Genomic DNA, 23,847 nt, shown 5'->3' on the forward strand with positions numbered 1-23,847 from the left:
CGGAGCGACGGTGCGCCTGCTCGGCGACTACCGCCAGCCTGCCGTCCTCACCTGACCCGGCTCAGAGGGCGGCTGAAGTCGACGGTCACGAACGTGCGGTGCCGTGCTCCGAACGTGCGGTGCCGTGCTCCGAACGTGCGGTGCCGTGCTCCGCCGGCACGACGACCACGGGAAGGTCGGCGTGGTGGACGACCTCGGTGCTCGTCGACCCGAGGGTGAGTCGGCCCCAGGCACCCGACCCTCGGGAGCCGACCACGAGCAGGCTGGCGTCCTTGCTCGCCTCGAGGAGGACCTGCGCAGGGCGGCCGCGTTCGCAGACGATCTCCACCTCCACGGATGGCCCACCGAGCTGTTGCTGCAGTTCCTCGACCGAGTCCGCCACGGCCTGCGTGACGAGATCGCGCTGCTGGGGGATCGGGCCGGAGTCGACCGTCCGTTCGAAGCCGGAGTGCTGGGTCGGGGTGTACTCGTACGCGCAGACGGCCCGCAGGCCTGTACCGCGCAGCTGGGCCTCGCGCAGGGCGAAGGTCACAGCGTGCCGGGCTGGGGTCGAGCCGTCCGTGCCGACCACGATCGGGCCGGCCGGGTGGGGGACAGGAGGATCGGTCACGGGGGACCTCCAAGGAGTCGGCGGGCTCGCAGACGCGTGGGGCCCTCTCCACGTGCCCGGTGGCGGGGCCTGCGCGAGCCGCCTCTCAAGCCTGCTCCTGTCCGCCGGTGGGCACCAGTGCACGGGTGAGCTGTACGCGGTCGGGTCCCATGGCCGCCCCGCCGCGGTGCGCGAGGAACGCCACGGTGGTCACGGCGATCTCCGGCAGGGGCCGTGGTCGCTGACCAGTCACGGCAAGGGCCGCAACCCACAACGGCGGCGGTCCTTTCAGCCACCCGCTGTTACCGGCGGAGAGTACCTACTTCTCGGTCATGTTCGTCCACGAGGACTGCTGGCTGTCGGACGACGAACTGCGCCGCGACCACCAACCTGGGCTTCACCACCGACCCGGACGGCACCCGACGCCTCCCGTCCGATATGACCGACGGGAACCTGGACACGTACTACTGGAGCGCACGCACCCCCGAGTTCAACGACTGGATCCAGATCGACCTCGGCAGCCAACGCGACATCACCAAGATCGACATCTATCTCGGCAAACCCGACGGCAGCTTCACCCTGCCCGACTGCAACCTGGAATCGTCAACAGACGGCACCAACTGGACCCATTACGCACCCGTCGTGGCATATCAATCGGAGTATCGCGGCACCACAGCCCGAACCACCCGCTACATGCGCCTGAGAATTCTGATCTCACGCAGCACCCGAATCGCCATCTGCTCCTTCCAGATCACCACCAAATCCCGCGGCGCCACCATCACCCCCGACGGCGCCACCTTCCACACGGGCAAGGTAGAAATCGTTGGAGACCTCGTCGTCACCGGCAACGTCACCGTGCTGGACGGCGGGAAGCTCAAGGTGAACGACGTCACCAGTCAGGTGGTCACAAACGTCATGCTCGGTCTCCGTTGACGCCGACATGATCACCACGGTCAGGAAAGAATCCAACAAGAAGCAGTTCATCAACGCCTGGTTCGGCGGAAATGAGCTGTTCAACATCGGCCTTGACGCCTGGGAAGTAGCGACCGTGCCCCTCAAGAAGGGATGGGTTTCTCAGAAGACCTCTCCGAACGGAGCAGCGGACTTGATTGTCTGGAGGTTCTACCTGGGAGCCGAGCCGTAGGCGCAGCCCCACGAGGTCAGCGGCTGGCCCTCCGTTGGCAACCTTCCCTGCGTGCGACCGTTGAGGTCCGCCCGCTGCGACGAGCGGGCCGCCACGTGGGGAAGGTGTACCGACCTGGCTGCCTGTGGCCGAGCCGACCGCGGGGCTCGGCCACAGGTCGCAGGATCAGACGGAGATGACTTTGCCCTTCGCGAAATCCGTGCCTTGCTGCCCGTAAATACTGATCCTGTACTGCGTGCTCGACACGTGCTCCCCCATGGCGAACAGCATCAGCTTGCTGCCGTTCGCATAGAAGAAAAGGGTGACACTCTGCTGCCCGTTACCCGAACTGGCGTGCAGGACCGGCTGATTGTTGAACTTGTGCGATCCGGTGGGCTTTCCCTGGCCGTCAAATGCCTGGTTCAGGGACTGCTTCAGGTTTGCGAGCCTGTTCCCCATGCCTGCCTCATTGAGGACGTTTTCCAGGTAGGACTGGGCTTGCGGCTGGCGCATGGGACTGGTCTGAGTCCCATCGCTCTTGATGACCACCATCTCGGAAATTGCGGCAGGTGACGCCATGCTCTTCCCCCTCGCGCTGTCGTGCAGGAAGTTCGGGATCTCCCGACCTTTCCTCAGCGTATCCCGGCAGGAAGGTCCGGGTGAGACTCTTTGGGTAATCAGCTGCGGCATTCTGAGCTTGGCTCTGTCGGTGATCTTGGTGTTCGGCCGCCTGGGATCGTGATGGTGCGTCAGTCTTGCGGGTGCAGGAGGTCCGTGAGACTGGCGAGGAGTGTGAAGGCCTCGACGACCCTGTGGTCGAACGTGTCCATCCGACGGCTGTGGAAGGCGGGGTGGAGATGGTGCTCAAGCAGAGATTCGAGGTGCCGGAGCGACGCGGGGCTGAGGTCGCGCTGGTGGGCCTTCCACTCCTCGACGTGGTCCCCGACCTGCATCGGGCTGTACTTCTGGATCCGTTCCGCCTTGCGCCGGCTTTGCGGAGCGTTCTTCCGGGCCTGGTAGACCTCGGCGAGCCGGGCCTTGGCCTTGTCCTGCGTGGTGAACCCGGACTCCTCCGCCTGCCTTCCGGCCGCGTTGCGGTACCGGATCTTGTACTCGCGCGGGCACCGGGGCCACCGGGACCCGGGGTGCTCGCACTCCTTGAAGAAGGAACCCATGCCGCGGATGAGGCTGGTGGTTGCCATGATCGATCTCGCTCCCCGGGCGTCCTGCTGACGTTTTGCTGACCCCGGATGGTCGATCAAGCCCCTGAGCTGGGACGAACCGCCGAAAGCGTGCTATGTGGTGGGGATGTGCTGATGGCCTCTCAGCTCGGGTCCGCCCCTTGGAGCATCGCGGGCCGGGGCGGCGTCGTCCTATGCGGGGCCGATCGCGTCCGCCGCGGTGGGCTCAGAAGCTGCCGCCGGCGTGCGGAGGACCCGGCGGACGGTGTCGCGGAGCCAGCGGTGGGCCCCGTCGGCCGTGTGCCGGGGGTGCCAGGCCATGCCGATGGTCAGGGGCGGCAGGGCCAGGGGGATGTCGAGGAGGTGCAGTCCGAGGGCGCCGGCGTCGTGGGTGAGGGGCGAGGGAGCGGCGCCGGGGAGTGCGGCGGGTACGAGGCAGACGAGGTCGCTGCGGGTGGCGAGGGTCATCGCGGCCAGGTGGCTGGGGAGGACGACGCTGACCCGCCGGTGGAGGTCCTGCTCGGCCAGGGCGGCGTCGAGGGGGCCGGTGAACCGGCCGCGGCGGCTGACCGCGGCGTGGTGGGCGGCAGCGAGCCGGGCCGGGGTCAGCGGTCCTTCGGTGAGCGGATGGCCGGGCCGGACGGCCGCGACCATGCGGAGGCTGACCAGTTCTTCGACCTGGGTTTCGGGGTCCACGTGGTCGATGGATCCGACCTCCAGGTCGATCCGGCCGTCGCGCAGGGCGGGCCCGGCCTCCAGGTCTTCGGCCCGGATCCGGAACGAGACCCCCGGCGCCTCCCGCTGGGCCAGTCGCAGCAGCCCGGGCGCCAGCGCCGCGCCGACCAGGTCGGCGGCCTGGAGGGTGAAGGTGTTGCGGAGGCCGGCGGGGTCGACGCTCGTGCCGGGACTGAGCAGCGCGCCGAGGCTGCGCACCACTGTGGCGGCTTCCTCGCGCAGGGCCTGGGCGCGCGGGGTGGGAACCATGGTCTGTCCGGCCCGGACCAGGAGGGGGTCCTGGAGGATGCGGCGCAGCCGGGCCAGGGTGCGGCTCATGGCGGCGGGCGAGGTGTGCAGTCGTGCGGCGGCGCGGGTCACGCTGTGCTCGGCCAGCAAGGCATCCAGAGCGATGGCGAGATTGGCGTCGATGACCGGGTCCGGGCTGCTCACCAGCATCATTCCATTTCAGTCAATGATTCCGTGCTGAAGTTCCCATTGTGGCAGCACGGCGGACCTCAGCAGGATGAGGGCGTACCGAAACCAGCACCAGCTACGAGGTTTTCATGATCGTCATCACTGGTTCCACCGGGAACATCGGCCGCCACCTGCTCGCCCGGCTCCTGGAGTCCGCCCCCGCCGCGGGCGAGGAACTGCGCGTGATCGTGCGCGATCCCGCCCGGCTTCCGGACGCGGCGCGCGGACGCGTCGAGGTCGTCACCGGCTCGCACGCGGACGCCGAGGTCCTCGACCGGGCCTTCGAGGGCGCGGACGCGGTCTTCTGGCTCGTCCCCCCGGACGCCTCCCTGACCCCGTACGACGCCTACAGCGGTTTCACCCGCCCCGCCACCGAGGCGCTCGTCGCCCACGGCGTCGGCCACGTCGTCGGCGTCTCCGCGCTCGGCCGCGGCACCCCGCTCGCCGACCAGGCGGGCCTCGTCACCGCCTCCCTCGCCATGGACGACCTCATCGCCGGCACCGGCGTCGCCTACCGGGCCCTGGCCAACCCGTCCTTCTTCGAGAACCTCCTGGAGGAAGCCGACTCGATCCGCGAGAAAGGCGTCTTCACCGACTCCGTCGACGCCGACCGCAAGGCCCCGTTCGTGGCCGTCGCCGACATCGCGGCGGCCGCAGCCGGCCTGTTGCTGGACCGCTCGTGGACCGGCACCGGCAGCGTCCCGGTCCTGGGGCCGCGGGACCTGTCCCCGAACGACCTGGCCCGCATCATGACCGAGCAGTTCGGCCGCCCCGTCCGCTACGAACGCCAGTCGTTCGACGAGCTGTACGCCACCCTCGTCGGCTACGGCCTCAACGAGGCGTTCGCCCAGGGCGTGGTCGACATGAAGCGGGCCAAGGACGAGGGCCTCGACGCCGGCGTCGCCCGCACCCCGGACACCGCCTCCTCCACCGGCTTCGAGCAGTGGTGCGCCCGGACCCTCAAGCCCGCGGTCCTCTCCTGAAGTCCAGCACCCGGCGCCGGGGCAGCACGGAGCCCGGCGAACCAAGACCACTACCCACCTGCCGCTTTTGGAGGCACCCCGATGTCCGCTGAAATGTCCGAACCGCCGGTCACGGCGTTCATGCTGGTCAAGACCACACCCGAGTGGCTCGCGCTGACCGTCAAGGAACGCGTGGACGCCTTCACCACCCAGGTCCTGCCGGCCATCAAGGCCAAGACCACCGGCGTCCGGTCACGCTTCTACGACACGGAGTTCTACTCCGCTCGTGTCACCGACGTCTGGGTGTGGGAGGCCGACGACCACCACGCCTACCAGCTCCTCGTCGACGCACTGCGCGAAACCCCCTTCTGGGACCGCTACTTCGAGGTCGTCGACCTCCTCGTCGGCACCGAGAACGGCTACGCCCGAACCTACGGCCTCGAACCCGTCGCCACCATCGCCACCTGACACACCGCCCGCCCACCCACCCACCTGCGCACGAGCGCCGATGCCCCCTGACCGGTCGGCGGTTTCTAGGGGTCGTTGCAACACGTGGTCGGTTTGATCAGGCCGCGATGAGTTTATGCAGGCGCTCGGCTGGGGTTTCCCAGCCGAGCGTTTTGCATGGGCGGCCGTTGAGTTCGGCGGCGACCGCGAGTCCGGTGGCGTCCTTGAGCCGCACCGCGACCCGGACACCCTCGCCCTGGCGCGGGCCACCATCGGCACGGGCGGAGAACAGGGTGCCGCGGCGTGCCGCGGAGAGCGCGAGCAAGGGCTCGAAGCCGCCCTCGGACGGGAACGGGCCCGGGGCGAGCCCGGTCCGGTCCACCAGCAGGCCTCCTGAAGTTCGCAGGAGGCCCGAAGAACCTGTTCGGTTTTCTTGGGCGAGGACCGAATGGAACTCGATCATCGCAGGTCGGGGGCGTGGGGCTTCGGCCCCGTTGCTTCAGGTGTTGAGCAGGCGGTTGAAGAACGAGCGGTAGCGCCGGAGCGCGACGCGCAGTTCTTCGGTCGGCACCTCGTCGCCGCGGTGCCACTGGCCTTCGAGGTCCTGCTTGTGCGCGGAGAAGGTGGTGGCGAGTGCCTGCATCGCTTCGGCGACCAGATTATCGGCCGCGGACACGGCATTGCGCGGGTCGTCGACGAATTCGCCCTGGATCTTCTGCCACCGGGAGCGGAACTCCTCCTGCTGTCCGCCCAGCAGGGGTTCGTTCTCGGCGGCTTCCGGGTCCTCGGTGCGCTCGGATGGCTCGGATGCCTGGGTGTAGCCCCTTTCCTGCTCCTCTTCCTGTCCGCGTTCCTGCCCGTAGTCCTGCTCGCGGTCGCGGCCTTCGAGCGTGAACTCCTGCTCACCGCTCCGCTGTTCGGTGGTGGCTTCCCCGGGGAACGCCGGTGGCGAATCCGCCCCGGAGGTATCGCTCTGTTCGTCGGTGTCCTGTCGGGCGCCGGCCAGATCCTCCGTGGACAGGCCGCCCTCGCGCGGTTCGGATGTTGCTCGGCTGTGCATCTCTTCACTTCCCTCTCGGCAGTTCCGGTCGGCGGCCGTCGCCGGGTGCGTCCCGTCAGCTCAACTCGCCGGTCCGGGGCTCACGCACGGCTGCCCTGCGGACGGTCACCGTTGTGGAGCAGTTCCTCGAACAGGGTGCGGTAGTGCACCATGGCGCCCCGCAGTTCTTCCGTGGTCGCCTGGTGGCGGCTGCTGCGGTCGTTGACCTCGTGAGCGGACCGGAAGTGCGTCAGCACGCTCCCGTGTTCGACGGAGAGGTCCTTGAGCTGCTGCTCGTACCCCTCGGTCGGGTATCCGCGCTCGCTCATGAGCGTGGTGACGAGCCGGTCCGCCTCGTGCACCGTGTCGTCGGGCCGGTCGACGAACTGTTCCTGCACCCGTGCCCAGTCCTTGGCGTACCGGTCACGGGCACCCGGTGACAGCGGTTTGATGTTCAGCGAGTCGTGGCGCGACTCGCGTTTGCGCAGCTCCCGGTCGGCGGCGAAACGGCCGTCCTTCGCCTCCGCGGTCCGGTCGTACTCCGGGCCGAACCGCTCCTGCAGATGGCGGCGGCGGATGACGAACGTCGCCACCAGCGCGCACACGACCAGAAGGACGACGACGATGGCGATGACTGCGATGAGGGTCCCTGTTGACATTTGGGTCCTCCGCTTGTAGCTCCAGACCTCCCTGAACGGCGCGTGCCCTGCTGCCCGGAGCCAAAACACGGACGAACCGAAGAAGTCGAACGATGTGCCACGCGGACGTGCCCGAGACGCAGCGTCGGCTTCTGGTTCGCACACACCTCGCGGGTGGGCGGGCTCCTCCAGGGGGCGATCGACGGCGTGCCCGGAGATGCTGACGGGGCTGCCCGTGGAGTGACCCGGGCGGACCCGAGGGGGCAAGGGCGGCGGAGGACGGGCGGGTTCCGGGGTTGGTGGGGCGGCGGGCGTCGCCGGTGTGGATCTTCGCGTTGCGGACGACGACGTCGGCGGCGTCCTCGAGGGCGTCCTCGGCGGCGCGGGGGACCAGCCCACCGACGGGTATTGCAGGCACCTCGACGGCCTCCTGTCACGGGATCGACCTGCCGCCCGGGTGCGGGCGGCGGGCGGAGGCTTCCGGGCGGGCCGGGGTCACAGCCGCGCCCCGTTCGGGCTCCTGACGAGACGTCAGACGCAGGGGTGGTGCCGGACTTGGCCCACAGCACACTGGCCCGGGTCCGCGAGCGCGCCAGCCGCCCGCAGCGGCGATCGTTCGGGGGTGGTCAGGGGGTGGTCGACGGCGAGGGCCGAAGAGGTCCGTGGTGCCGAAAGGGGAAGGTGCCCGGCTGTCGGACACCTTTCCCCGCTGGTCGCCGAGGTGCTCGCCGAGGTAGCTCTCGTCGGCGACGGCGTTGTCGAGTTCCCGCCGCCCGGCCCGGCCCGGCCCCGCCGCCCAGCCCGGCCCCGCCGCGCGGGCTACAGTGCGGCCCGCTGGGGCCGGGTGGGAACGACGATGACGGTGGGGGTGCCGGCGGTCAGGGCCGCGGTGAACTCCCGCTCCAGGTCCTCGGTGGTCTCCACGTCGACGGCGCGGCAGCCGAAGCCGCGGGCCACCGAGGCGATGTCCAGCCCGGGCAGGTCGAGCCCGGGCACCCCGGGGGTGTCCTCCAGCAGGGCGAACGACTTGAGGATCGAGTACTCGTGGTTGCGCATCACCACGTAGACGATCGGGAGGCGGTGCCGGGCCGCCGTGTAGAGGGCCTGCACGGAGTACTGGAAGGAGCCGTCGCCGATCAGGCCGACCACCGGGCGCAGCACTCCCCGGTCCCGGTCGCCCAGCGCGACGCCGACCGTGGCCGGGACGGCCCAGCCGATGCCCCCGCTGGCCGTGGCGAAGAACGAGCCCGCTCGGGTGGTGGGCAGCCATTCGAGCTGCTGCGCCATGGTCGAGGTCGACTCGTTGACGAAGACCGCGTCCGGCGGGCGGACCCTGCTCAGGGCGGCGTACACCTCGGGCGGGGTGAGCGGCCGGTCCGGGGCGGACGGCAGCACGCGGGGCCGCGGCATCGGCTCCGGAGCGGTCCGCGTCGAACCCTCCTCGACCAGGTCCAGCAGCAGCTCGATCGCCCGCCGGGGATCGCCGAGCAGACTGTCGCCGACCCTCGCGGCCGCGGCCGCCTCCGGGTCGCCGGTGATCTGGAGCAGCCCGGTGCCCGGGGGGAGGTAGTCGCCGGGCACGTACGGGTAGTAGCGGAACACCTCCGCGCCGATCACCACCACCAGGTCGTGCCCGGCCAGCCGGTCGCTGATGGTCTTCACCGACATGCCCAGCGGGCCGGCGAAGAGCGGGTGGTCCTCGGGGAAGGAGACGCGGTCCCCCAGCGGGGCGCCGTAGACGGCGGCGCGCAGTCTCTCCGCCAGGGCGACGGCCGCGTCCCAGCCGCCACTGCGGTCGACCTCGGGCCCGAAGACGAGTGCGGGCCGGCGGCTGGCGGTGATGCGCTCGGCGAAGGCGCGCAGCCGCCCGGGGTCGGGGGCCACCCGCTCGCTCACCGTCCGCACCCGGGTGAAGCCGGACAGCGGCCGCTTCCAGTCGTCCATCGGGATCGACAGGTAGACCGGGCCGGCGGGCGGCTGGAGCGCCTGCGCGTAGGCACGCATGAAGGCCTCGGGGACGTCCTCGGCGCAGGCCGGCTCGTAGGACCATTTCACCCAGGGTTTCGGCAGCTGGGTGGCCTCGCGGTTGCCGAGGTACGGCTCGCCGATCACCAGCTCCCGGTGCTGCTGGCCGGCGGTGACGATCAGGGGCGTGTTCCCGTGGTGGGCCGCCACCAGGTTGCCCAGCGCGTTGCCGGTGCCGGCCGAGGAGTGCAGGTTGACCAGCGCGGGGCGGCCGGTGACCTGGGCGAAGGCGTCGGCCATCGCGAGGGCGGACGCCTCCTGGAGCGCCAGGACATAGCTGAAGTCCGCGGGGAAGTCCTGGAGGAACGGCTCCTCGGTGGAGCCCGGATTCCCGAAGACCGTGGTGAGTCCGAGCGTGCGCAGCAGGTCGTACGTCACGGTGCGGACGGTGGGGTGCTCAGCCATGGGTGCCAACGCTTTCACCCGGGGCACCAGGGCCTCAGGGCTCGCAGGGACGGGTCTCGGTCCAGCCGACCAGAAGCCTCCTGGGGCGGGACGGCGACGGGGGACGGCACATCGGTTCCGATCGTCACGCCGGCCGGCTCTTGCAGGAGAGCATCGGCACCGAGGGCCCCGCAACCGGACGAACGGGTGCCGGGCCCTGGGGCAGGGCGGGTCGGCCGCCGCCTCGGCCAGTGCGCGGGCTAGGTTCGGGTCCGTGACCGGCAACGACGCGGTCCTGGCGCTGATGGTCGCCACGGCGCTGGGCTTCGACTTCACCAACGGCTTCCACGACACCGGCAACGCGATGGCGACCTCGATCGTCACCGGCGCCCTGCCGCCGCGCGTCGCGGTCGCGGTGTCGGCGGTGCTGAACCTGGTGGGCGCGTTCCTGTCGACCGCCGTGGCGGCGACCATCGCCAACGGCCTGGTCGCCACGGGAGAGGTGACCTTGACGGTCGTCTGCGCCGGTCTGGTCGGCAGCATCCTGTGGAACCTGGCCACCTGGTTCCTCGGGATCCCCTCCAGTTCCTCGCACGCGCTGATCGGCGGGGTGGTCGGGGCGACGGTGGCAGCCGCCGGGGCCTCGGCCGTCAAGTGGCAGGGGCTGGTCTCCAAGGTGATCGTGCCCGCGGCGCTGTCGCCGTTCATCGCCGGTGGGGTGGCCGTGGTGGGCACCCTCCTGGTCTACCGCCTCACCCGCGACGTGCCCGAAGGCCCGCGCGGGCGCGGCTTCCGGCTCGGCCAGATCGGCTCGGCCTCCATGGTCTCGCTCGCCCACGGCACCAACGACGCGCAGAAGACCATGGGCGCCATCACCCTCGCCCTGATCGCCAACGGCACCCTGCCCGCCGGGGCGAAGGCACCGGCCTGGGTGATCCTCTCCTGCGCGCTGGCGATCGCCCTGGGCACCTACATCGGCGGCTGGCGGGTGATCCGGGCCCTGGGCAAGGGGCTGGTGGAGATCGAACCGGCGCAGGGGATGGCCGCCGAGTCGGCCTCGGCCGCCGTGATCCTCTGCTCCACCGACTTCGGCTACTCGCTCTCCACCACGCACGTGGCCACCGGGTCGATCCTGGGCTCGGGGATCGGTAGGAGCGGCGCCGTGGTGCGCTGGCAGCTCGCCCGCCGGATGGTGACGGCCTGGCTGCTCACCCTGCCGGCTTCCGCCCTGGCCGGCGCGCTGGCCTACTGGGCCGCGAACGGGATCGGCGGGACGGCCGGTGTGGTGGTGATCGTCGGCGCGCTGGTGGCGGCGTCGGTCGCCTTCTTCGCCGCCTCCCGCCATCCGGCCGTGACGCCGGAGAACGTCAACGCCGCGTGGACCGGTTCGGCGGCCCCGGAGCCCGCCAAGGCCAAGGACGAGGTGAGCCCGTGAACTCCTGGATCAACCTGGACGCGGTGTGGAAGATCGTCGTGGTGGGCCTGCTCACCGGCGCCGGACTGCCCGCGCTGTTCGCCCTCGGCCTGCGCCTGCTCAACCCGTCCGGCGCGGCCGGCGAGCCGGCCGCGCTCCGGCCCGCCGCCGGGCCGGTCGGCTCCACCCTGGCGGGACTGATCTTCGCGGTGGTGCTCGCGGCGATCGGCTGGGGCATCTCCGTCATCGTCAGCCACCACTGACCGCCCGGCGCCCGGCACCCGAGAACCCGGCACCCGAGCACCCGAGCACCCGAGAACCCGAGAACCCGAGCCTTCATGACCGATCGCCCACGGCGTCGGCTCCGCCCCGGCCGTGCAAGGCCTCGGGTGCCGTATCCGGTCCTGAGCGGGTGTCAGTGGTCGCGGCGAGGTGGGTGCCGAAGAAGTCGGTCAGCCTCGCGACGGCGGGGGTGACGTACTCGTCCTTGTCGTAGAGGTCGACGTGCGCGGCGCCGTCGATCCAGTGCAGTTCCTTCGGCCCGGTCGAGCGCTGGAAGGCCCGCACGCTCATCCAGGCGGTCACCGCCTCGCGCCCGACGACCATGAGCAGCGGGCGCGGGGCGAGCAGGGGCAGGGAGGCGAAGGCGTCGGAGGTCGCGATGCGGTCGATGCTGGACCAGGTCAGGGCCTTGGCCGCCCGGGGGTGTTCGGCGCGGGGCGTGCAGTAGTACTCCCAGCCGTCGTGGACGTGCGGGCCGCCGCGGCGGGCCTCCTCCTCGGTCGCGGGGAAGATCGGGAAGGTCCGGACGCCCTCGCCCCGGCCCTCGGCGGTGCGGGCCGCGGCGGCGCCTTCGAGCATGGCCCGGAAGACGGCCGGGTCCTGGGTGCCGTCGGCGCCGTCGCGGAACTGACGGGCCATGTCGGTGGCGCTGACGGTGGCGACGGCCCTGATCCGGTGGTCGGTCGAGCCGGCGGCCAGGGCGTAGCCGCCGGAGGCGCAGATGCCCAGCGCCCCGGTCCGGCCCGGGTCGGCCTCGGCGCGGGTGGTGAGGAACGAGACGGCGGCCTTGAGGTCCTCGATCCGGTGCGCCGGGTCCTCCAGGCCGCGCGGCTCGCCCTCGCTCGCGCCTTGGAATGCGGAGTCGAAGGCGAGGGTGACGAAGCCGCGCTCGGCCAGGCGCCGGGCGTACAGGCCGGCGGCCTGCTCCTTCACCCCGCCGCCGGGGTGGCCGACGACGATCGCCGGGCGGGGGCCGCCCGTGCCGCCGTCGTCGGGGGTGTACAGGTGGCCGGCGAGGTTCAGGCCGGCGCTGGGGAAGGTCACATCGGTGATCACGGTGCTGCTCCGGTCGTCGTGCGACGGGCGGGTCGGCGCGGGGCCGACTCCGGCGGCTCTCTTCGGTGGCCGTTCCTCCACCGTGGCGCCGGAGCGTGCGGGGGTGCCAGGGAGGAAGCTGCCTATGCACGCCGGTACCAGGCACGAGGCCGCTCCCGTGCCGGACACTGGAACCATGACCGTCCGCGACCGGCCCTCCCGCGACAACGAGCTGGGGGACTTCCTGCGTGCCCGCCGCGCCGCCCTCGACCCCCACGGGGCCGGATTCCCCGACGACGGACGGCTGCGGCGGGTGCCGGGCCTGCGCCGCGAGGAACTGGCGCAGCTCGCCCACGTGAGCGTCGACTACGTCGTCCGCCTGGAGCAGGGACGCACCCGAACGGTCTCCCGGTCGGTCCTCGACGCGCTCGCCGACGCGCTGCGCCTGGCGCCGGACGAACGCGCCTACCTGTTCGCGCTGGCCGACGCGGCCCCGGCACCCGCTGCCCCACCGTCCGGCCGCCCACCCGTGGACCCGCAACTGCGGCAGCTCCTGGCGACCATGCACGACGTCCCCGCCATGGTCCTCAACCGGCGCCTGGACGTCCTGGCCTGGAACCACGCGGCCACTGCCCTGCTCACCGACTTCGGCGCACTCGCCCCCGGGGAGCGCAACCTGATCCGCCTCACCTTCCTCGACGACGCCTACCGCGCGCTGTACGCGGACTGGCCCCGCGCCGCGCGCGACTGCGTCGCCACGCTGCGCATGGAAGCCGGGCGCCATCCGGAGGACCGTGAACTTGCCTCCCTGATCGCGGAGTTGACTGCCCGAGACGCGAACTTCCGGGCCTGGTGGGCCGACCACCGGGTGCGCGGCCCCCGGCAGCTCACCAAGACCTACGTCCACCCGCTGGCTGGCCCCCTGACCCTCGACGTCCAGCAGTTCACCGTCGACACCCGGCCCGACCAGCAACTCATCGCCTACACCGCCCCTCCCGGCTCCCCGGCCCACGAGGGGCTGCGATTCCTCCTCCAGTGGGCACCTGCTCCGCGCGGATGACGCTCGCGCGCGGAGCCCGCGCGGAACCGTCGTTGGGCGCGGGTGCAGTCCTACAGCTGCACCCGCGCCCGCCCGCGGCGGCGGATCGGGCCTGGGGCGGATTCTCGGAGAGGCCGGGAAGCCGAGCAGCGTCCTCGTTCAGCGCGAGGTTCAGTGCGAGCCGGCACAACCAGGTGCGGTACCGGCCGACTTGTCGGTATTCGACCTGCTCTGACGGGAGCCGCACGGCCGTCCACCCATCCCCCTGCGAGGCCGGGCCGAGGGAGGCGTAGTGTGCGCGGTGTGAAAGAACTGATCTTCCGGGGGAAAGACAGATTCCGCCCGGACTGGTCCGATCTCGGGCCGGTGCTCATCGTCGTCACGGTCGAACTCGTCGCCGGCCACCTGAAGTTCCACCTCGGCCTCGGCCCCATGGTCCTCCTCGTCGGCGGGACCGTGGTGCTGGCCGCCGCGAGCCGCCTCCTCTCCATGCGGTACTGGAGCAGGGTCGGTACCGACGGAGTCACCATCTGCTGGGGGTTCGGCCGTGGCCGCACCTACTCCTGGCAACAGATCTCCTGGATCGACGTGTCGGAGATCCAAGGCCGCGGCGCGCCCACACGCGTGGCCCGGATCCACACCACCGACGGTCGGCGCCACTGGATGTCCACCGTGATGGCCAGCGACCTCCACCCGTCGGAGGACTTCGACGCCGACTTCCGGCGGGTCGTCGACTGGTGGAAGCACAGCACCAGTCCGAGCCTGCGCGTCCTGCCGGAGAAGAAGTTCCGGGACCGGCTGACGCCCGTGAGAACCGCGGTGCTGTGTACCGTCGTCCTCGCCGTCGTCCTCTTCGCCTTCACCGTGGTGCTGGCCCAGTAGCCACCTGAACGCGTCGGCTCGGCTCTCCTGACGGGCGGTGGGCCGTGGCGCCGGGTTGTGGAGATCAGTCGGCCCTTGTCAGCGAGCCGGTGGGGTGAGGACTGCGCGGTCGAACGGGCCACCGTGTGAGGTGGCGTACGTGACGGCGTCGTTGACGGCACTGATGCCGAAGGATCGGACCCGTTCGGGGGCGAGGTCGAGGGTGCCCGAGGCGAGGAGCCGGATGATGCCGACGTTCGCGGTACGCGGGTACTCCAGCCGTGCGGACACGGTGCGGTACTGCTCGGTGAGGTAGGGGCCCATACCACTCGCCCGGACCTCGTCGGCGGTGGTCCGCTCGGTGGTGTAGCCGCGCAGGACGCCACGCAGCCGGGCGTCGACCCGTCCGGCGGCGACAGCTCCCTCAACGACGAGACCGGCGTCGTCGGCCTCGGCCTCGACTACCAGGACCACCTGTACGTCGTCGCCGACGAGTCCGACACCCTCGGCGCCAACGACTGGGGCCTCACCGCCTGCCGGCTCGCGCTGCAGCTGCGCGCGGACGCGATCGTGGTCGAGGCGAACTACGGCGGCAACATGGCCCGGCAGATCCTCACCCAGGCGTGGGACCAACTCGCCCGCGAAGGGGAGACACACGGCCAGCTGATGCCGCTGATCGTCGAGGTCAACGCCAAGGTCGGCAAGCGGCTGCACGCGGAGCCGGTGACGCAGCTGTACGAGCCGGGCCGGGTCCACCACGTCGGGCACTACCCGGAGCTGGAAGGACAGATGGTGACCTGGGTCGCCGGGATGGACAGCCCCGACAGGATGGACGCTGCGGTGCACGGCCTGACCGAGCTGGCCGGCGGATCCTGCCGAGCGCCGCGGTCATCGACTCCCAGTCCGTGAAGGCCTCACCGAACGCCCCGGCCGACAGCCAGGGCTACGACGGCGGGAAACGGGTCAAGGGCCGCAAGCGCCACATCGCCACCGACACCCTTGGCCTGATCCTGGTCCTGATCGTCACCGCCGCGGGCGTACAGGACTCCGCGGGCGGTAAGCAGGTCCTGGACGCCCTCGCCGCCCAGTGGCCCACCGTGACCAAAGTGTGGGTGGACGCCGGCTACAACAACGCCGTCGTCAGGCACGGTGCCGACCTGTCCATCGACGTCGAGGTGGTCGCCCGCGACAAGGAGCAGAAGGGCTTCGTCGTCCAGCCGATCCGCTGGCGGGTCGAGCAGGCATTCGGGATCATGTCCCGGTACCGGCGGCTCCACCGCGACTACGAGGAACTGCCGGACCGGTCACGCTCGATGATCCACTGGGCCATGGTCAACTCCATGACCAACCGCCTGACCGCCAGCCCCGACAAAATCGGGCAATACCTCCGCCCGAAACCTCTCGCGGCAGCCTAAATCGGTATCGAACACCCTCTGAGAGGTCCGTGCCGGGGCGGTAGGGCCCTGGTGGAATGCGTCAGATCGGGAGGCTACTGCCCGCTTGTCCAGGAGTTGCGTTCCTTTTCACGCTGGTTGTCCTTGGCCTCGCTGGCGTAGCCGGCGTTCCGCGTAGCCTCGACGACCAGATCTGAGCCCCTGGGGTAGACGGTTACCTCGCTGCCGTATGTCGGCCGGTACAGCGTGACCCCGTAGTCGTCATCGCCACCATCACCCCGCCAAACCTTCTTGATGACTCCGTCTTGATACTGACCGCCAGTGGACTGTTCCAGCTTGGTGTTGATGATCCGCACCTCTCCGGTGGGATAGGGCTCCTTGAGCTTGTTGACCCTGAGGGTGGAAGCCTCCCGTGCGGCCCACTCGCGCTCCGCCACGGCCATGGCGTCCTCCCGGTCGAGGAAGCCGGAGTTGTCCGAGTCGAGGTCATCGAAGAGCTTGGCGGCTTCCTGCTCGTTCCACAGTCCGTCGCGGAACCTGCCCTGGTCACTCCGGGCGTAGGCGAGCCACTCCTCCTTGCTGACCCTGCCGTCCGCGAACGGGAGGCCGTCCTCGGGCGAGTCGGCCATGAGAAGCCACCGTTCGAACTGCTTCAGCGTGACAGTACTTACATCCATGGTTATCTCATCTCTCTGCGGCTTCTTGTCGCCCGGAGCACTGCCCACCGTGATCGTCCGGAACACCTCAATCACTCGAACGAGTGAACTAGAACTACCCCTCCTGCTGGTCGAGTAGATCCGAGGTATCCCATGCCCCGCAGACCCCGCCCCCCGTGCAGCGTTCCCGGGTGCCCCGAGCTGACCGACCGTGGTGGTCGTTGTCCGCAGCACCAGCGCGAGGCGGAACAGCAGAGAGGTAGTGCGGCAGAGCGCGGCTACGACTCCCGGCGCTGGGCCTGGATCCGACGGGCCTACCTGTACGCGCATCCCTGGTGCGTGCTTTGCGCTCGCGCCGCTGTGGTGGTCGACCACTTCCCCGAGTCGCGTCGCTCGCTGGTTGCCCGCGGCGTCGCAGACCCGGACGTGTGGCACAGGCTTCGGCCGTTGTGCACGCAGTGTCACGGCCGGGAGACGGCCGCCCACCAACCGGGCGGATGGGCTGCCGAGCGGGTCAAGCCGGTGACAGGGCTCTGACCTGCGGGTTTACCCAGGGGGGTGACCCCCTCCCGTTCCCACCCTGACCGGCAGGGAGGTGTCTTTCTCTGATGGCTAATTTGATCGTTTTTGGCGGGGCGAGAATATGCCCGAGTGGGCTGCTTTTAGTGACCGAATATCGCGGCGCCGGAGTCCGAGGGTGACTCGGACATCTGGGAATGACCTTCCCAGAATCAAGTAACAGCAATTCCTGCAAAACTAGGAGATTTTAATTATGGCCCTTACCCTCGCCGAATCCGCGAAGCTCTCCACGGAAGACCTTCAGCGTGGCGTGATCGAAACGTTCGTCCAGGAGTCGCCCATTCTGGACCGCCTCCCTCTCATCTCGACCGAGGGTACGGCGTACCGGTACAACGAGGAATTCGAGCTTCCCGGAGTTTCCTTCCGTGCCGTGAACGAGGCGTACCCCGAGAGTGTGGGTGCGGTGAGTTCACGCATCGAAACCCTTGCCATTCTCGGCGGCGACTCCGATGTGGACAAGTTTCTCGTGCAGACGCGCGGCAATATCAACGATCAGCGGGCAATTCAGGAGACGCTGAAGATCAAGGCCGCTTCGCTGCATTTTTCGGATCAGTTCTTCAATGGTGACACCGCTGTGAATCCGAAGGGGCTTGACGGTCTTCGGAAGCGGCTGATCGGCCGACAGGTGCTCGATGCAAAGGGAGCCGGCCCGGTTGCCAACGGATACGACTTCTTCGATGCACTTGACGCGCTGACCGGGCAGGTTCGCGGTATCAGCGGGCAGAACGGCGCGCTGTACATGAATGCGGCGATCCTGGCGAAGATCCGTTCCGGGTTCCGCCGGCTCGGTGGCGCGGAGCTACTGACGTCCGAGATCAACGGCAAGAAGGCCACCATGTGGAACGGCATTCCGATGCTCGACCCCGGCCAGAAGCTCGATGGTACGGACATTCTCCCGCTCACGGCCGGTACCGGCGGTAAGGAGACTGGCGACATTTACGCGGTTCGGTTCGGCTCCACCGAGGCGGACGCCGGTGTCACGGGTCTGACCAATGGTGGAATCCAGGTGACCGACTTGGGCGAAGCGCACGACAAGCCGGTTTATCGAACTCGCATCGAGTTCTATTGCGGTATCGCACTTTTCGGCGGTAAGGCCTCAGCGCGTCTGATGAACGTTCTCGCTGGCTGATCCGCTGGAATGGTGAAGGCCCCCGCCCTACTTCCCTATCGGGTTGTGGGGACGGGGGCCTCTTTTGCGTTGGCGGGTCAGGTCGTGCCGAACGCACCGGAGCAGACCCCGGCGACGAAGCCCGCCCACCCGGCAGGGCTGAACTCCAACTCCGGGCCGTGGGAACCCTTCTGTCTTCTGAGTCGATCTACGGCGTGTACTCGTAGCCGATGGTGAACTGGGCGGGCAGGCAAGCCTCCGTGTACTCGATCAACCCTTCGTCATCCGACCAACGGTGGACGAGCGCCAGGATGGCACTGCCGACCGACACCGCCAGGGCGGCGGCTTCGCGCTGGTCAGCCGTTCGCGCGTGCATGTCGTCGCGTGCCGCCGTGATGGTTCGGCCCGTGGCTTCGAGGACCCGCGCCGTGATCCCATCGTTGCGCCCCGGCGCCGTGTTGAGCAGGTCTGGCACTAGTGCAGCGAAGTGCGCGGGATACCAGGACACCGCAAAGAGGGTGCGTGACTTGCCGCGTCCAGCGATGTACTCGCGACGTACAAGTTGTGCGCCGTGTTCCAGGTCGAAGAGATCTGCTACGTAGAGCGGCGGGATGACGAGTTCGGCAGCCGTCACACGGCTGGTTTCGCCGTCCATGAGACTGGACTTCACCCTCTGCACCCGGGCAAGACGATCCCGGCTGCTGGCACTCACGCGTGGGTCGTCCGCGACGAACGTTCCACGTGGTGACGTGCGCAGATAGCCCTCTACTTGGAGGTGCTGGAGTGCACGGCTGACCGTGGCCACGGCAACGTTCCAGCGGCCAGCGATCTCTTTGTTGCTGGGCAGTTTTGCGCCCGGTTCCAGCTCTCCCGAGAGGATTCGCTGGCGGTAGTGATCCGCGATCACAGACCACGTCTTCGGTGTCTTGCTCGGCACGTTCGCTCGCTTCCACTCGGCGGACGATCCCCCCGCTTGAGCAGACTAGTTCACTCGGAACCGTAGCGGCTGAACTAGGCCACTCTTCATGCTGGACTAGTTCGCTGACTGGCCGTCGGTTGATCGGTGACCAGCCCTGTTCCGAGGGAGCACACATGCAAGACGCGGAGGAGAGGTGCCCGTGCGGTGAGCTGATTCGCCCCTGAGCCGCCGGATCCGGAGGGCTTCACCACCTGGGCGTGTGTCTGCCGCAGGTTTGGCTACCTGCTGCCGCCGGACTACGTGGCGACGCACCCGGACGACGCGCGTGTTCAGGTCTGCGGCCGGAAGCGGTTTCAGCGGACCACGCCCGTTCCGACGGTCGCCGTATGAAGACTCGTTCCCAGGGGCGACTGTGGCTCCACCGGGCCATACATCCGGTGGTCACGGCTCAGATACTCTGGGGCTTGAGCCTTCAATTCGCTTGGCCCGTAACGATGTTCAGCCCGAGGCGACGACAGATCATCCGCGACGAACGCGCACAGCCGCTGAAGCCCTGGCATGTGGAGCTTCGAGCGGAGCTTGACCGGCGCCGGCTGGGACTGCCGTCGACTCCCGACCACTACGAAGACCCCTGAGGAACGAACGCAGATGGTGACCCCGACGCCGCGTGAAGTGAACGTGGAGATCGTGCCCGCCGACGGCTACGAGCTGGAGATCGAGGGGGCACTGTCCATCCCGTTCGTCTCGTCGGAAGACGTCGACAAGCACCATGATGCCGTCGTTGCGGAGTGTGTCCGCGCGGAACTGTTCATCCCCGACGACGTGCCGCTCGTACTCGTCATCACGGACCCCGACGGGGAACTCCGCCGTGTCGAGCAGCCGCCCTCCAGGTAACCCCTTCAGACCCCCGTCCCGAGCGCGCTGTCATGGCAGACGCCTGCTGGGGATGGGTTCCAACTCCCGTACCCCGCACCGGGGAAGTCGGTAAGTGGGCGGAGACACCGGTACGGGAAAACGGTCCCGCCTGTCCGCGCGTCCCCCGTCGTGGGCGGGCGGGGCCACCCCTGAACGCCCGGGGTTGCTCCCCGGGTTGCACGCCGGTCCCCCTGGGCGTTCTGACATACAACCGGGGGACCGGCCCCATCGACTCCCGCCCCGGGAAATCTCTCTCCGTTCTCCCCCGGGGCGGGCCCACTATGCCCACCCTTGGACGGTAACCCCCTTGAATGACACGGACATTCGACGGCCTGAGCGTCGGCTCAGTGCCGAGATTCTGATCATGAACGCGGATCAGCGGATCCTGCTGATGGAGCCCACGGATCGGCCGGGTCTGCGGCTGCCGGGGGGCTACGTTCGTCCGGGCGAGCAAGTGGCGGACGGCGCTGCGCGTGAGCTTGTCGAGCAGACCGGCATGCGCCGGGTCATCACGCATCACCTGGGGGTTGACCAGATCCCGGCCAACCCCAGCACGGGGGCCGTCGAAGGGTTCACCGTGGTCTGCGACGGCGGGGAGGCCTCCCGTCTGGAGATGAAGCTGTTGGCCGAACGGGGTGTCCCGGTAGGAACCTTCCGGGCGTTCAGTGGGCACCGGTGGGCGGGGCTCGAAGAGCTGCATGAACTCGTCGCCCCCTACATGTTGACGCGAATCCGGGTATCCGTCGGCATCCTCGAAAGTGGACTTCGTCAGCCCCTCTTGTTCATCGGGCAGCCGGCGGCCGAACGTCGTGACGCATGATGGGGGAGACGTCCGGGGGCGGCTTCAACCCCGAAGGCAAGGCATGGCAGGCGGAGTACTGGTTTCGGGGTCAGCCCGGTGTCCCCGGAGTCACCTCCGGCGGCTTAGACGTCCACGGGTTCGCTGCCGTGCACTGTTTCGAACGGCTTGCCGCGCACCTGATTTCAGAAGCCGCTCGACGGTGGTGGACGCTGGATGTCCCGCCCGCCATGGCGGACTTCGGCGAGATCCTGCTCCGCCACGCGAAGCAGGTTGCCGAAGCGCACGGCAGGTGGACGTACGAGCCCAACGGTCGGCAGGAGTGGGCGGACGTCACCGTGACGTACGCGCCGGTTGGCCGGATTGAACCGGCCTAGTGTGATGCGCCACAAATCATGAGGGTAAGTTGATACCCTTTTATGGTGTCGCATCCTGGGCCTTCTGCCGTGGTGATCTCGCTGTCTGAGGACGAGCGTGCCGAGTTGCTGCGTCGGGCGGGGTCCTGGGACCGAAGAGCCGCTGAACGGGCCCGGATCATTCTGGCGTGTGCTGACGGTATGTCGAATTCCGCTGCTGCAAAGCTCGTTGGCGTTCAAGACAAGACGGTGCGCAAGTGGCGCGGCAAGTTCGCGGCCGAGGGGCTGGCCGGCCTGCAGGATGCGGGCCGCATCGGCAGGCCGAAGGCCGACCTGGTCCTCAGTGAGGCCGAGTGGGACCAGTTGACGCGTTGGGCGAGGCGGGCGAAGACCGCGCAGTTTCTCGCGCTGCGGGCCAGGATCGTGCTGCGGTGCGCTGAGGGCGGGACGAACCGGCAGGCCGCGATGGATCTGGGCGTCGACGAGTCGACCGTGGAGCGCTGGCGGGCGCGGTTCATCGACAAGCGGCTGGACGGCCTGCAGGACGAGCCGCGTCCGGGCAGGCCGCCCTCGATCCTGCTCGACCAGGTCGAGGACGTGCTGGTGGCGACCCTGGAGTCCACTCCCGGGCGGGACACGCACTGGTCGCGGTCCTCGATGGCCGCCCGGTCGGGCCTGTCGAAGTCGACCGTCGGGCGGATCTGGAGGAAGTTCGACCTCAAGCCGCACCTGCAGGACAGCTTCAAGCTGTCCACCGACCCGCAGTTCGTGGACAAGGTCGTGGACGTCGTCGGGCTCTACCACGACCCGCCCGAGAAGGCCGTCGTGCTCTGCGTCGACGAGAAGAGCCAGATTCAGGCGCTGGACCGGTCCCAGCCGGTCCTGCCGATGATGCCGGGCATGCCCGAACGGCGCACCCATGACTACCTGCGGCACGGCATCACCAGCCTGTTCGCCGCCTTCAACATCGCCGACGGCACCGTCATCAGCGAACTGCACCGGCGCCACCGGGCCCTGGAGTTCAAGAAGTTCCTGGTCACGATAGACAAAGCGGTCCCCGCTGAACTCGACGTGCACCTGGTGTGCGATAACTACGCCACGCACAACACCGCCGAGATCCGGACCTGGCTCGGCCGGCATCCGCGCTTCCACGTCCACTTCACCCCGACCGGCTCGTCCTGGATCAACCAGGTCGAGCGCTGGTTCGGACTGCTGACCGACAAGCTCATCCGTCGCGGCGTCCACACCTCCGTCAAAGCCCTCGAAGACGACATCAAGGTCTGGATCGACACCTGGAACCAGGACCCGAGACCGTTCACCTGGACCAAGACCGCCGACGAGATCCTCAAGTCCCTCGCCGACTACCTCGCCAAGATCAACCCAGTCGTCCAGGCATCACGGTAATTACTACCCCCATGATTTGTGGCGCATCACACTAGTCACCGATCGGTCGGCCGTGTTGCCGAGGAGGCATCGAGACTTGCTCCACCGCGTACTGTTGTTGTTCCGCAGGCACCACACGGCTCGGCGCGCTGTCGGTCGCTCCGGAGGTACGGGACGCGCGCCACTCGCGCGGGGACACCCCGTAGGCGGCGCGGAAGGCCCGGCTGAAGTGTGCCGGGTTGACGAACCCCCACCGCTGGGCGACCGCCGAGACCGTCGGCACGGTACCGCCGCGCCGGGCCAACTCCCGGGCGCACGCCTCCAGTCGGCACCGCTGGACGAGCCGGCCCACCGTGACCCCTTCGCCTTCGAAGACCCGGTGCAGGTAGCGCACCGAGATGTGGTGCGCCTGGGCGATGCTCTCCGGCGACAGCTCCGGATCGCCCAGGTGGCGGTTGATGTGCTCCCGCACCCGCTGGACGAGATGGCCGCTCCAGGTGCGGGAGTCGGTGGCCGCCGGTTCGGTGAGCTGGCCGACGAGCATGATGAGCAGATCGGCGACACTGCCGGCCAACCGGTCGCCCACGGAGGCGGGGTAGGAGTGCGCGGAGGCCGCCAGTGTGTCCAGGAAGGGGAGCAGGACGGCCCCGAACCCCTCGGTGGAGGTGATGGCCGTCCCCGCCGCCTGCCGGATGTCGCACTCCGGTAGCCCAAGCAGCCTGCGCGGCACCTGGAAGACGTGGGAGCGGAAGCGCTCCGGGTAGTCGAAGGAGTACGGCCGCGCGGTGTCGTACAGCACGAGGCCGCCCTCCGCCACCTCCGCCCGACGCCCGTCCTGCCGCAACACGGCGCGGCCGGACGCCTGTACACCCACCCCCACCTGCGGCTCCGCCTGCGGGGACCGGGCGATCAGGCCGGCCGTGCGCGACACCCGCGTCGCGTCCGCCTCCATCGTGGACACCCGCAGGTATCCCAGCCGGTGCGACACCAGGCGGCCCTCGAACGGCCGGTCGGCCAGCGGCACCACCTCCACCGGCACCAGTGTCCGCGACACCGCCTCTCCCCAGAACTCCGCCTTCTTGTCCTCCTGGATGGAGGCGGTGGTCACCGTCACATTCACCTGACTGCCCCTCTCGGCCGACGCCCTGCGCAGTCAGCCTGGTCCGCGGGTCGGCGGCGGCGCTAAGTCATTTGACTGCCGGTTCGCGGGGCGGGGGCGATCGTGCGCTCTCGGCACAGGCGCAGTGCACGGGCAGAACAGGAAGCGGCCCGAGAGGTGATGCCGAGCTTGGGAAAGATCTTGTAGAGGTGCGCCGCGACGGTCCGGGGCGACAGGCGGAGCGCGTGGCCGATCTCCTTGTTGCTCAGGCCGGTCGCGGCGAGCCGGGCGACGCGCAGCTCCTGGCCGGTCAGCTCCGCTGCCGGGGCGGCCGGGGCGGCCGGGGCGGCCGGGGTGGCCGAGGTGGCCGAGGTGGCCGAGGCTGCAGCAGCGGCCAGGTGGCCTGGTGCAGGGCGCCGAAGGCGAACT

Annotated in this window: 29 protein-coding genes and 1 pseudogene; 16 read left to right on the forward strand and 14 right to left on the reverse strand. The window is 69.3% G+C overall.

What is annotated here, in order from left to right:
* Positions 1-85 precede the first annotated feature (85 nt).
* Positions 86-610, reverse strand: a complete 525-nt coding sequence (locus tag AC07BF_RS03005) for a universal stress protein (protein WP_478332857.1) — start codon at positions 608-610, stop codon at positions 86-88.
* Positions 611-1,027: 417 nt separating this feature from the next.
* On the opposite strand from AC07BF_RS03005, the gene AC07BF_RS03010 reads away from it, so the two are divergent.
* Together AC07BF_RS03010 and AC07BF_RS03015 are read left to right on the forward strand one after the other, a co-directional pair.
* Positions 1,028-1,522 carry a discoidin domain-containing protein gene (locus AC07BF_RS03010; RefSeq protein ID WP_478332858.1) on the forward strand — a complete coding sequence of 165 codons (495 nt, stop codon included), beginning with the start codon at positions 1,028-1,030 and terminating at the stop codon, positions 1,520-1,522.
* Between the two features lie 7 nt (positions 1,523-1,529).
* Entirely contained in the window at positions 1,530-1,733 is a 204-nt protein-coding gene (locus tag AC07BF_RS03015) for a hypothetical protein (RefSeq protein WP_478319464.1), read from the forward strand.
* A 165-nt stretch (positions 1,734-1,898) separates the two neighbouring features.
* Here AC07BF_RS03015 and AC07BF_RS03020 read toward each other — a convergent pair whose 3' ends face one another.
* Complete coding sequence (locus AC07BF_RS03020; RefSeq protein WP_363586211.1) at positions 1,899-2,264, reverse strand: hypothetical protein; 366 nt, start codon at positions 2,262-2,264, stop codon at positions 1,899-1,901.
* Here AC07BF_RS03020 and AC07BF_RS03025 point away from each other — a divergent pair.
* On the forward strand, positions 2,254-2,454 hold the full coding sequence (locus tag AC07BF_RS03025; RefSeq protein ID WP_363586212.1) for a hypothetical protein: 201 nt from the start codon (positions 2,254-2,256) through the stop codon (positions 2,452-2,454). The two genes, AC07BF_RS03020 and AC07BF_RS03025, sit on opposite strands and share 11 nt — an antisense overlap.
* A 7-nt stretch (positions 2,455-2,461) precedes the next feature.
* Here the strand turns inward: AC07BF_RS03025 and AC07BF_RS03030 are convergent, their stop codons facing one another.
* Together AC07BF_RS03030 and AC07BF_RS03035 are read right to left on the reverse strand one after the other, a co-directional pair.
* Positions 2,462-2,914, reverse strand: coding sequence for a hypothetical protein (locus AC07BF_RS03030; protein ID WP_478332859.1), 453 nt, complete (start codon positions 2,912-2,914; stop codon positions 2,462-2,464).
* A 171-nt stretch (positions 2,915-3,085) separates the two neighbouring features.
* Positions 3,086-4,069, reverse strand: a complete 984-nt coding sequence (locus AC07BF_RS03035; protein WP_400808170.1) for a LysR family transcriptional regulator — start codon at positions 4,067-4,069, stop codon at positions 3,086-3,088.
* Positions 4,070-4,173: 104 nt separating this feature from the next.
* Between AC07BF_RS03035 and AC07BF_RS03040 the strand changes: the two genes are divergently transcribed.
* Both AC07BF_RS03040 and AC07BF_RS03045 read left to right on the forward strand, forming a co-directional pair.
* On the forward strand, positions 4,174-5,067 hold the full coding sequence (locus tag AC07BF_RS03040) for an NAD(P)H-binding protein (RefSeq protein ID WP_478332860.1): 894 nt from the start codon (positions 4,174-4,176) through the stop codon (positions 5,065-5,067).
* 81 nt (positions 5,068-5,148) lie between these two features.
* Positions 5,149-5,514, forward strand: a complete 366-nt coding sequence (locus tag AC07BF_RS03045) for a darcynin family protein (RefSeq protein ID WP_363631821.1) — start codon at positions 5,149-5,151, stop codon at positions 5,512-5,514.
* A gap of 97 nt (positions 5,515-5,611) precedes the next feature.
* On the opposite strand, the gene AC07BF_RS03050 is transcribed toward AC07BF_RS03045, so the two are convergent.
* The 4 genes from AC07BF_RS03050 to mdlC all read right to left on the reverse strand — a co-directional run bounded on the left by AC07BF_RS03050 (position 5,612) and on the right by mdlC (position 9,600).
* Positions 5,612-5,875 (reverse strand): hypothetical protein, encoded by a 264-nt coding sequence (locus tag AC07BF_RS03050; protein WP_478332885.1) that lies wholly within the window; start codon positions 5,873-5,875, stop codon positions 5,612-5,614.
* Between the two features lie 117 nt (positions 5,876-5,992).
* On the reverse strand, positions 5,993-6,553 hold the full coding sequence (locus AC07BF_RS03055; protein WP_478332861.1) for a hypothetical protein: 561 nt from the start codon (positions 6,551-6,553) through the stop codon (positions 5,993-5,995).
* A gap of 80 nt (positions 6,554-6,633) precedes the next feature.
* Positions 6,634-7,191: a hypothetical protein gene (locus AC07BF_RS03060; protein ID WP_363586218.1), complete on the reverse strand. Its 558-nt coding sequence runs from the start codon at positions 7,189-7,191 to the stop codon at positions 6,634-6,636.
* 798 nt (positions 7,192-7,989) lie between these two features.
* Positions 7,990-9,600: a benzoylformate decarboxylase gene (gene mdlC, locus AC07BF_RS03065; protein WP_478332862.1), complete on the reverse strand. Its 1,611-nt coding sequence runs from the start codon at positions 9,598-9,600 to the stop codon at positions 7,990-7,992.
* Between the two features lie 253 nt (positions 9,601-9,853).
* On the opposite strand from mdlC, the gene AC07BF_RS03070 reads away from it, so the two are divergent.
* Positions 9,854-11,014 carry an inorganic phosphate transporter gene (locus AC07BF_RS03070; protein ID WP_400987397.1) on the forward strand — a complete coding sequence of 387 codons (1,161 nt, stop codon included), beginning with the start codon at positions 9,854-9,856 and terminating at the stop codon, positions 11,012-11,014.
* Positions 11,011-11,256 carry a hypothetical protein gene (locus AC07BF_RS03075; RefSeq protein WP_363631817.1) on the forward strand — a complete coding sequence of 82 codons (246 nt, stop codon included), beginning with the start codon at positions 11,011-11,013 and terminating at the stop codon, positions 11,254-11,256. Before AC07BF_RS03070 ends, AC07BF_RS03075 begins: the two co-directional genes overlap by 4 nt.
* A 73-nt stretch (positions 11,257-11,329) precedes the next feature.
* Here AC07BF_RS03075 and AC07BF_RS03080 read toward each other — a convergent pair whose 3' ends face one another.
* Positions 11,330-12,331: an alpha/beta hydrolase gene (locus AC07BF_RS03080; protein ID WP_478319460.1), complete on the reverse strand. Its 1,002-nt coding sequence runs from the start codon at positions 12,329-12,331 to the stop codon at positions 11,330-11,332.
* A gap of 175 nt (positions 12,332-12,506) precedes the next feature.
* On the opposite strand from AC07BF_RS03080, the gene AC07BF_RS03085 reads away from it, so the two are divergent.
* Together AC07BF_RS03085 and AC07BF_RS03090 are read left to right on the forward strand one after the other, a co-directional pair.
* A complete protein-coding gene (locus AC07BF_RS03085; protein ID WP_478332863.1) occupies positions 12,507-13,370 on the forward strand; it encodes a helix-turn-helix transcriptional regulator in 864 nt (287 codons plus the stop codon).
* 282 nt (positions 13,371-13,652) lie between these two features.
* Positions 13,653-14,231: a hypothetical protein gene (locus AC07BF_RS03090; RefSeq protein ID WP_363586223.1), complete on the forward strand. Its 579-nt coding sequence runs from the start codon at positions 13,653-13,655 to the stop codon at positions 14,229-14,231.
* A gap of 78 nt (positions 14,232-14,309) precedes the next feature.
* Here the strand turns inward: AC07BF_RS03090 and AC07BF_RS03095 are convergent, their stop codons facing one another.
* On the reverse strand, positions 14,310-14,684 hold the full coding sequence (locus AC07BF_RS03095) for a hypothetical protein (protein ID WP_478332864.1): 375 nt from the start codon (positions 14,682-14,684) through the stop codon (positions 14,310-14,312).
* 96 nt (positions 14,685-14,780) lie between these two features.
* Between AC07BF_RS03095 and AC07BF_RS03100 the strand changes: the two genes are divergently transcribed.
* Positions 14,781-15,119 carry a hypothetical protein gene (locus AC07BF_RS03100; protein WP_478332865.1) on the forward strand — a complete coding sequence of 113 codons (339 nt, stop codon included), beginning with the start codon at positions 14,781-14,783 and terminating at the stop codon, positions 15,117-15,119.
* Positions 15,116-15,625, forward strand: coding sequence for a transposase (locus tag AC07BF_RS03105; protein WP_478332866.1), 510 nt, complete (start codon positions 15,116-15,118; stop codon positions 15,623-15,625). The genes AC07BF_RS03100 and AC07BF_RS03105 overlap by 4 nt, the downstream gene beginning before the upstream one ends.
* A 74-nt stretch (positions 15,626-15,699) precedes the next feature.
* Here the strand turns inward: AC07BF_RS03105 and AC07BF_RS03110 are convergent, their stop codons facing one another.
* On the reverse strand, positions 15,700-16,356 hold the full coding sequence (locus AC07BF_RS03110) for an EF-hand domain-containing protein (RefSeq protein ID WP_400987405.1): 657 nt from the start codon (positions 16,354-16,356) through the stop codon (positions 15,700-15,702).
* 676 nt (positions 16,357-17,032) lie between these two features.
* On the opposite strand from AC07BF_RS03110, the gene AC07BF_RS03115 reads away from it, so the two are divergent.
* Positions 17,033-17,968 carry a major capsid protein gene (locus tag AC07BF_RS03115; protein ID WP_363633774.1) on the forward strand — a complete coding sequence of 312 codons (936 nt, stop codon included), beginning with the start codon at positions 17,033-17,035 and terminating at the stop codon, positions 17,966-17,968.
* 187 nt (positions 17,969-18,155) lie between these two features.
* Here the strand turns inward: AC07BF_RS03115 and AC07BF_RS03120 are convergent, their stop codons facing one another.
* Positions 18,156-18,884, reverse strand: coding sequence for a GntR family transcriptional regulator (locus tag AC07BF_RS03120; RefSeq protein WP_478332867.1), 729 nt, complete (start codon positions 18,882-18,884; stop codon positions 18,156-18,158).
* Positions 18,885-19,424: 540 nt separating this feature from the next.
* Between AC07BF_RS03120 and AC07BF_RS03125 the strand changes: the two genes are divergently transcribed.
* The 4 genes from AC07BF_RS03125 (at position 19,425) to AC07BF_RS03140 (ending at position 22,340) form a co-directional block, all read left to right on the forward strand.
* Complete coding sequence (locus AC07BF_RS03125; protein WP_400989898.1) at positions 19,425-19,760, forward strand: hypothetical protein; 336 nt, start codon at positions 19,425-19,427, stop codon at positions 19,758-19,760.
* A gap of 94 nt (positions 19,761-19,854) precedes the next feature.
* The gene (locus AC07BF_RS03130; protein WP_400989901.1) at positions 19,855-20,601 is read left to right on the forward strand and encodes an NUDIX domain-containing protein; all 747 of its coding nucleotides are present in this window, start codon (positions 19,855-19,857) and stop codon (positions 20,599-20,601) included.
* Entirely contained in the window at positions 20,598-20,957 is a 360-nt protein-coding gene (locus tag AC07BF_RS03135) for a hypothetical protein (RefSeq protein ID WP_478332868.1), read from the forward strand. Before AC07BF_RS03130 ends, AC07BF_RS03135 begins: the two co-directional genes overlap by 4 nt.
* A 69-nt stretch (positions 20,958-21,026) precedes the next feature.
* Positions 21,027-22,340 (forward strand): IS630 family transposase, encoded by a 1,314-nt coding sequence (locus AC07BF_RS03140; RefSeq protein ID WP_363589756.1) that lies wholly within the window; start codon positions 21,027-21,029, stop codon positions 22,338-22,340.
* A 31-nt stretch (positions 22,341-22,371) separates the two neighbouring features.
* On the opposite strand, the gene AC07BF_RS03145 is transcribed toward AC07BF_RS03140, so the two are convergent.
* Both AC07BF_RS03145 and AC07BF_RS03150 read right to left on the reverse strand, forming a co-directional pair.
* Positions 22,372-23,427, reverse strand: a complete 1,056-nt coding sequence (locus tag AC07BF_RS03145) for an AraC-like ligand-binding domain-containing protein (protein ID WP_363588233.1) — start codon at positions 23,425-23,427, stop codon at positions 22,372-22,374.
* Positions 23,428-23,501: 74 nt separating this feature from the next.
* Positions 23,502-23,735, reverse strand: a pseudogene (locus tag AC07BF_RS03150) (response regulator transcription factor); the annotation flags it as partial.
* Positions 23,736-23,847: the final 112 nt, after the last annotated feature.

The sequence above is a fragment of the Kitasatospora sp. NPDC043950 genome, assembly GCF_056435345.1.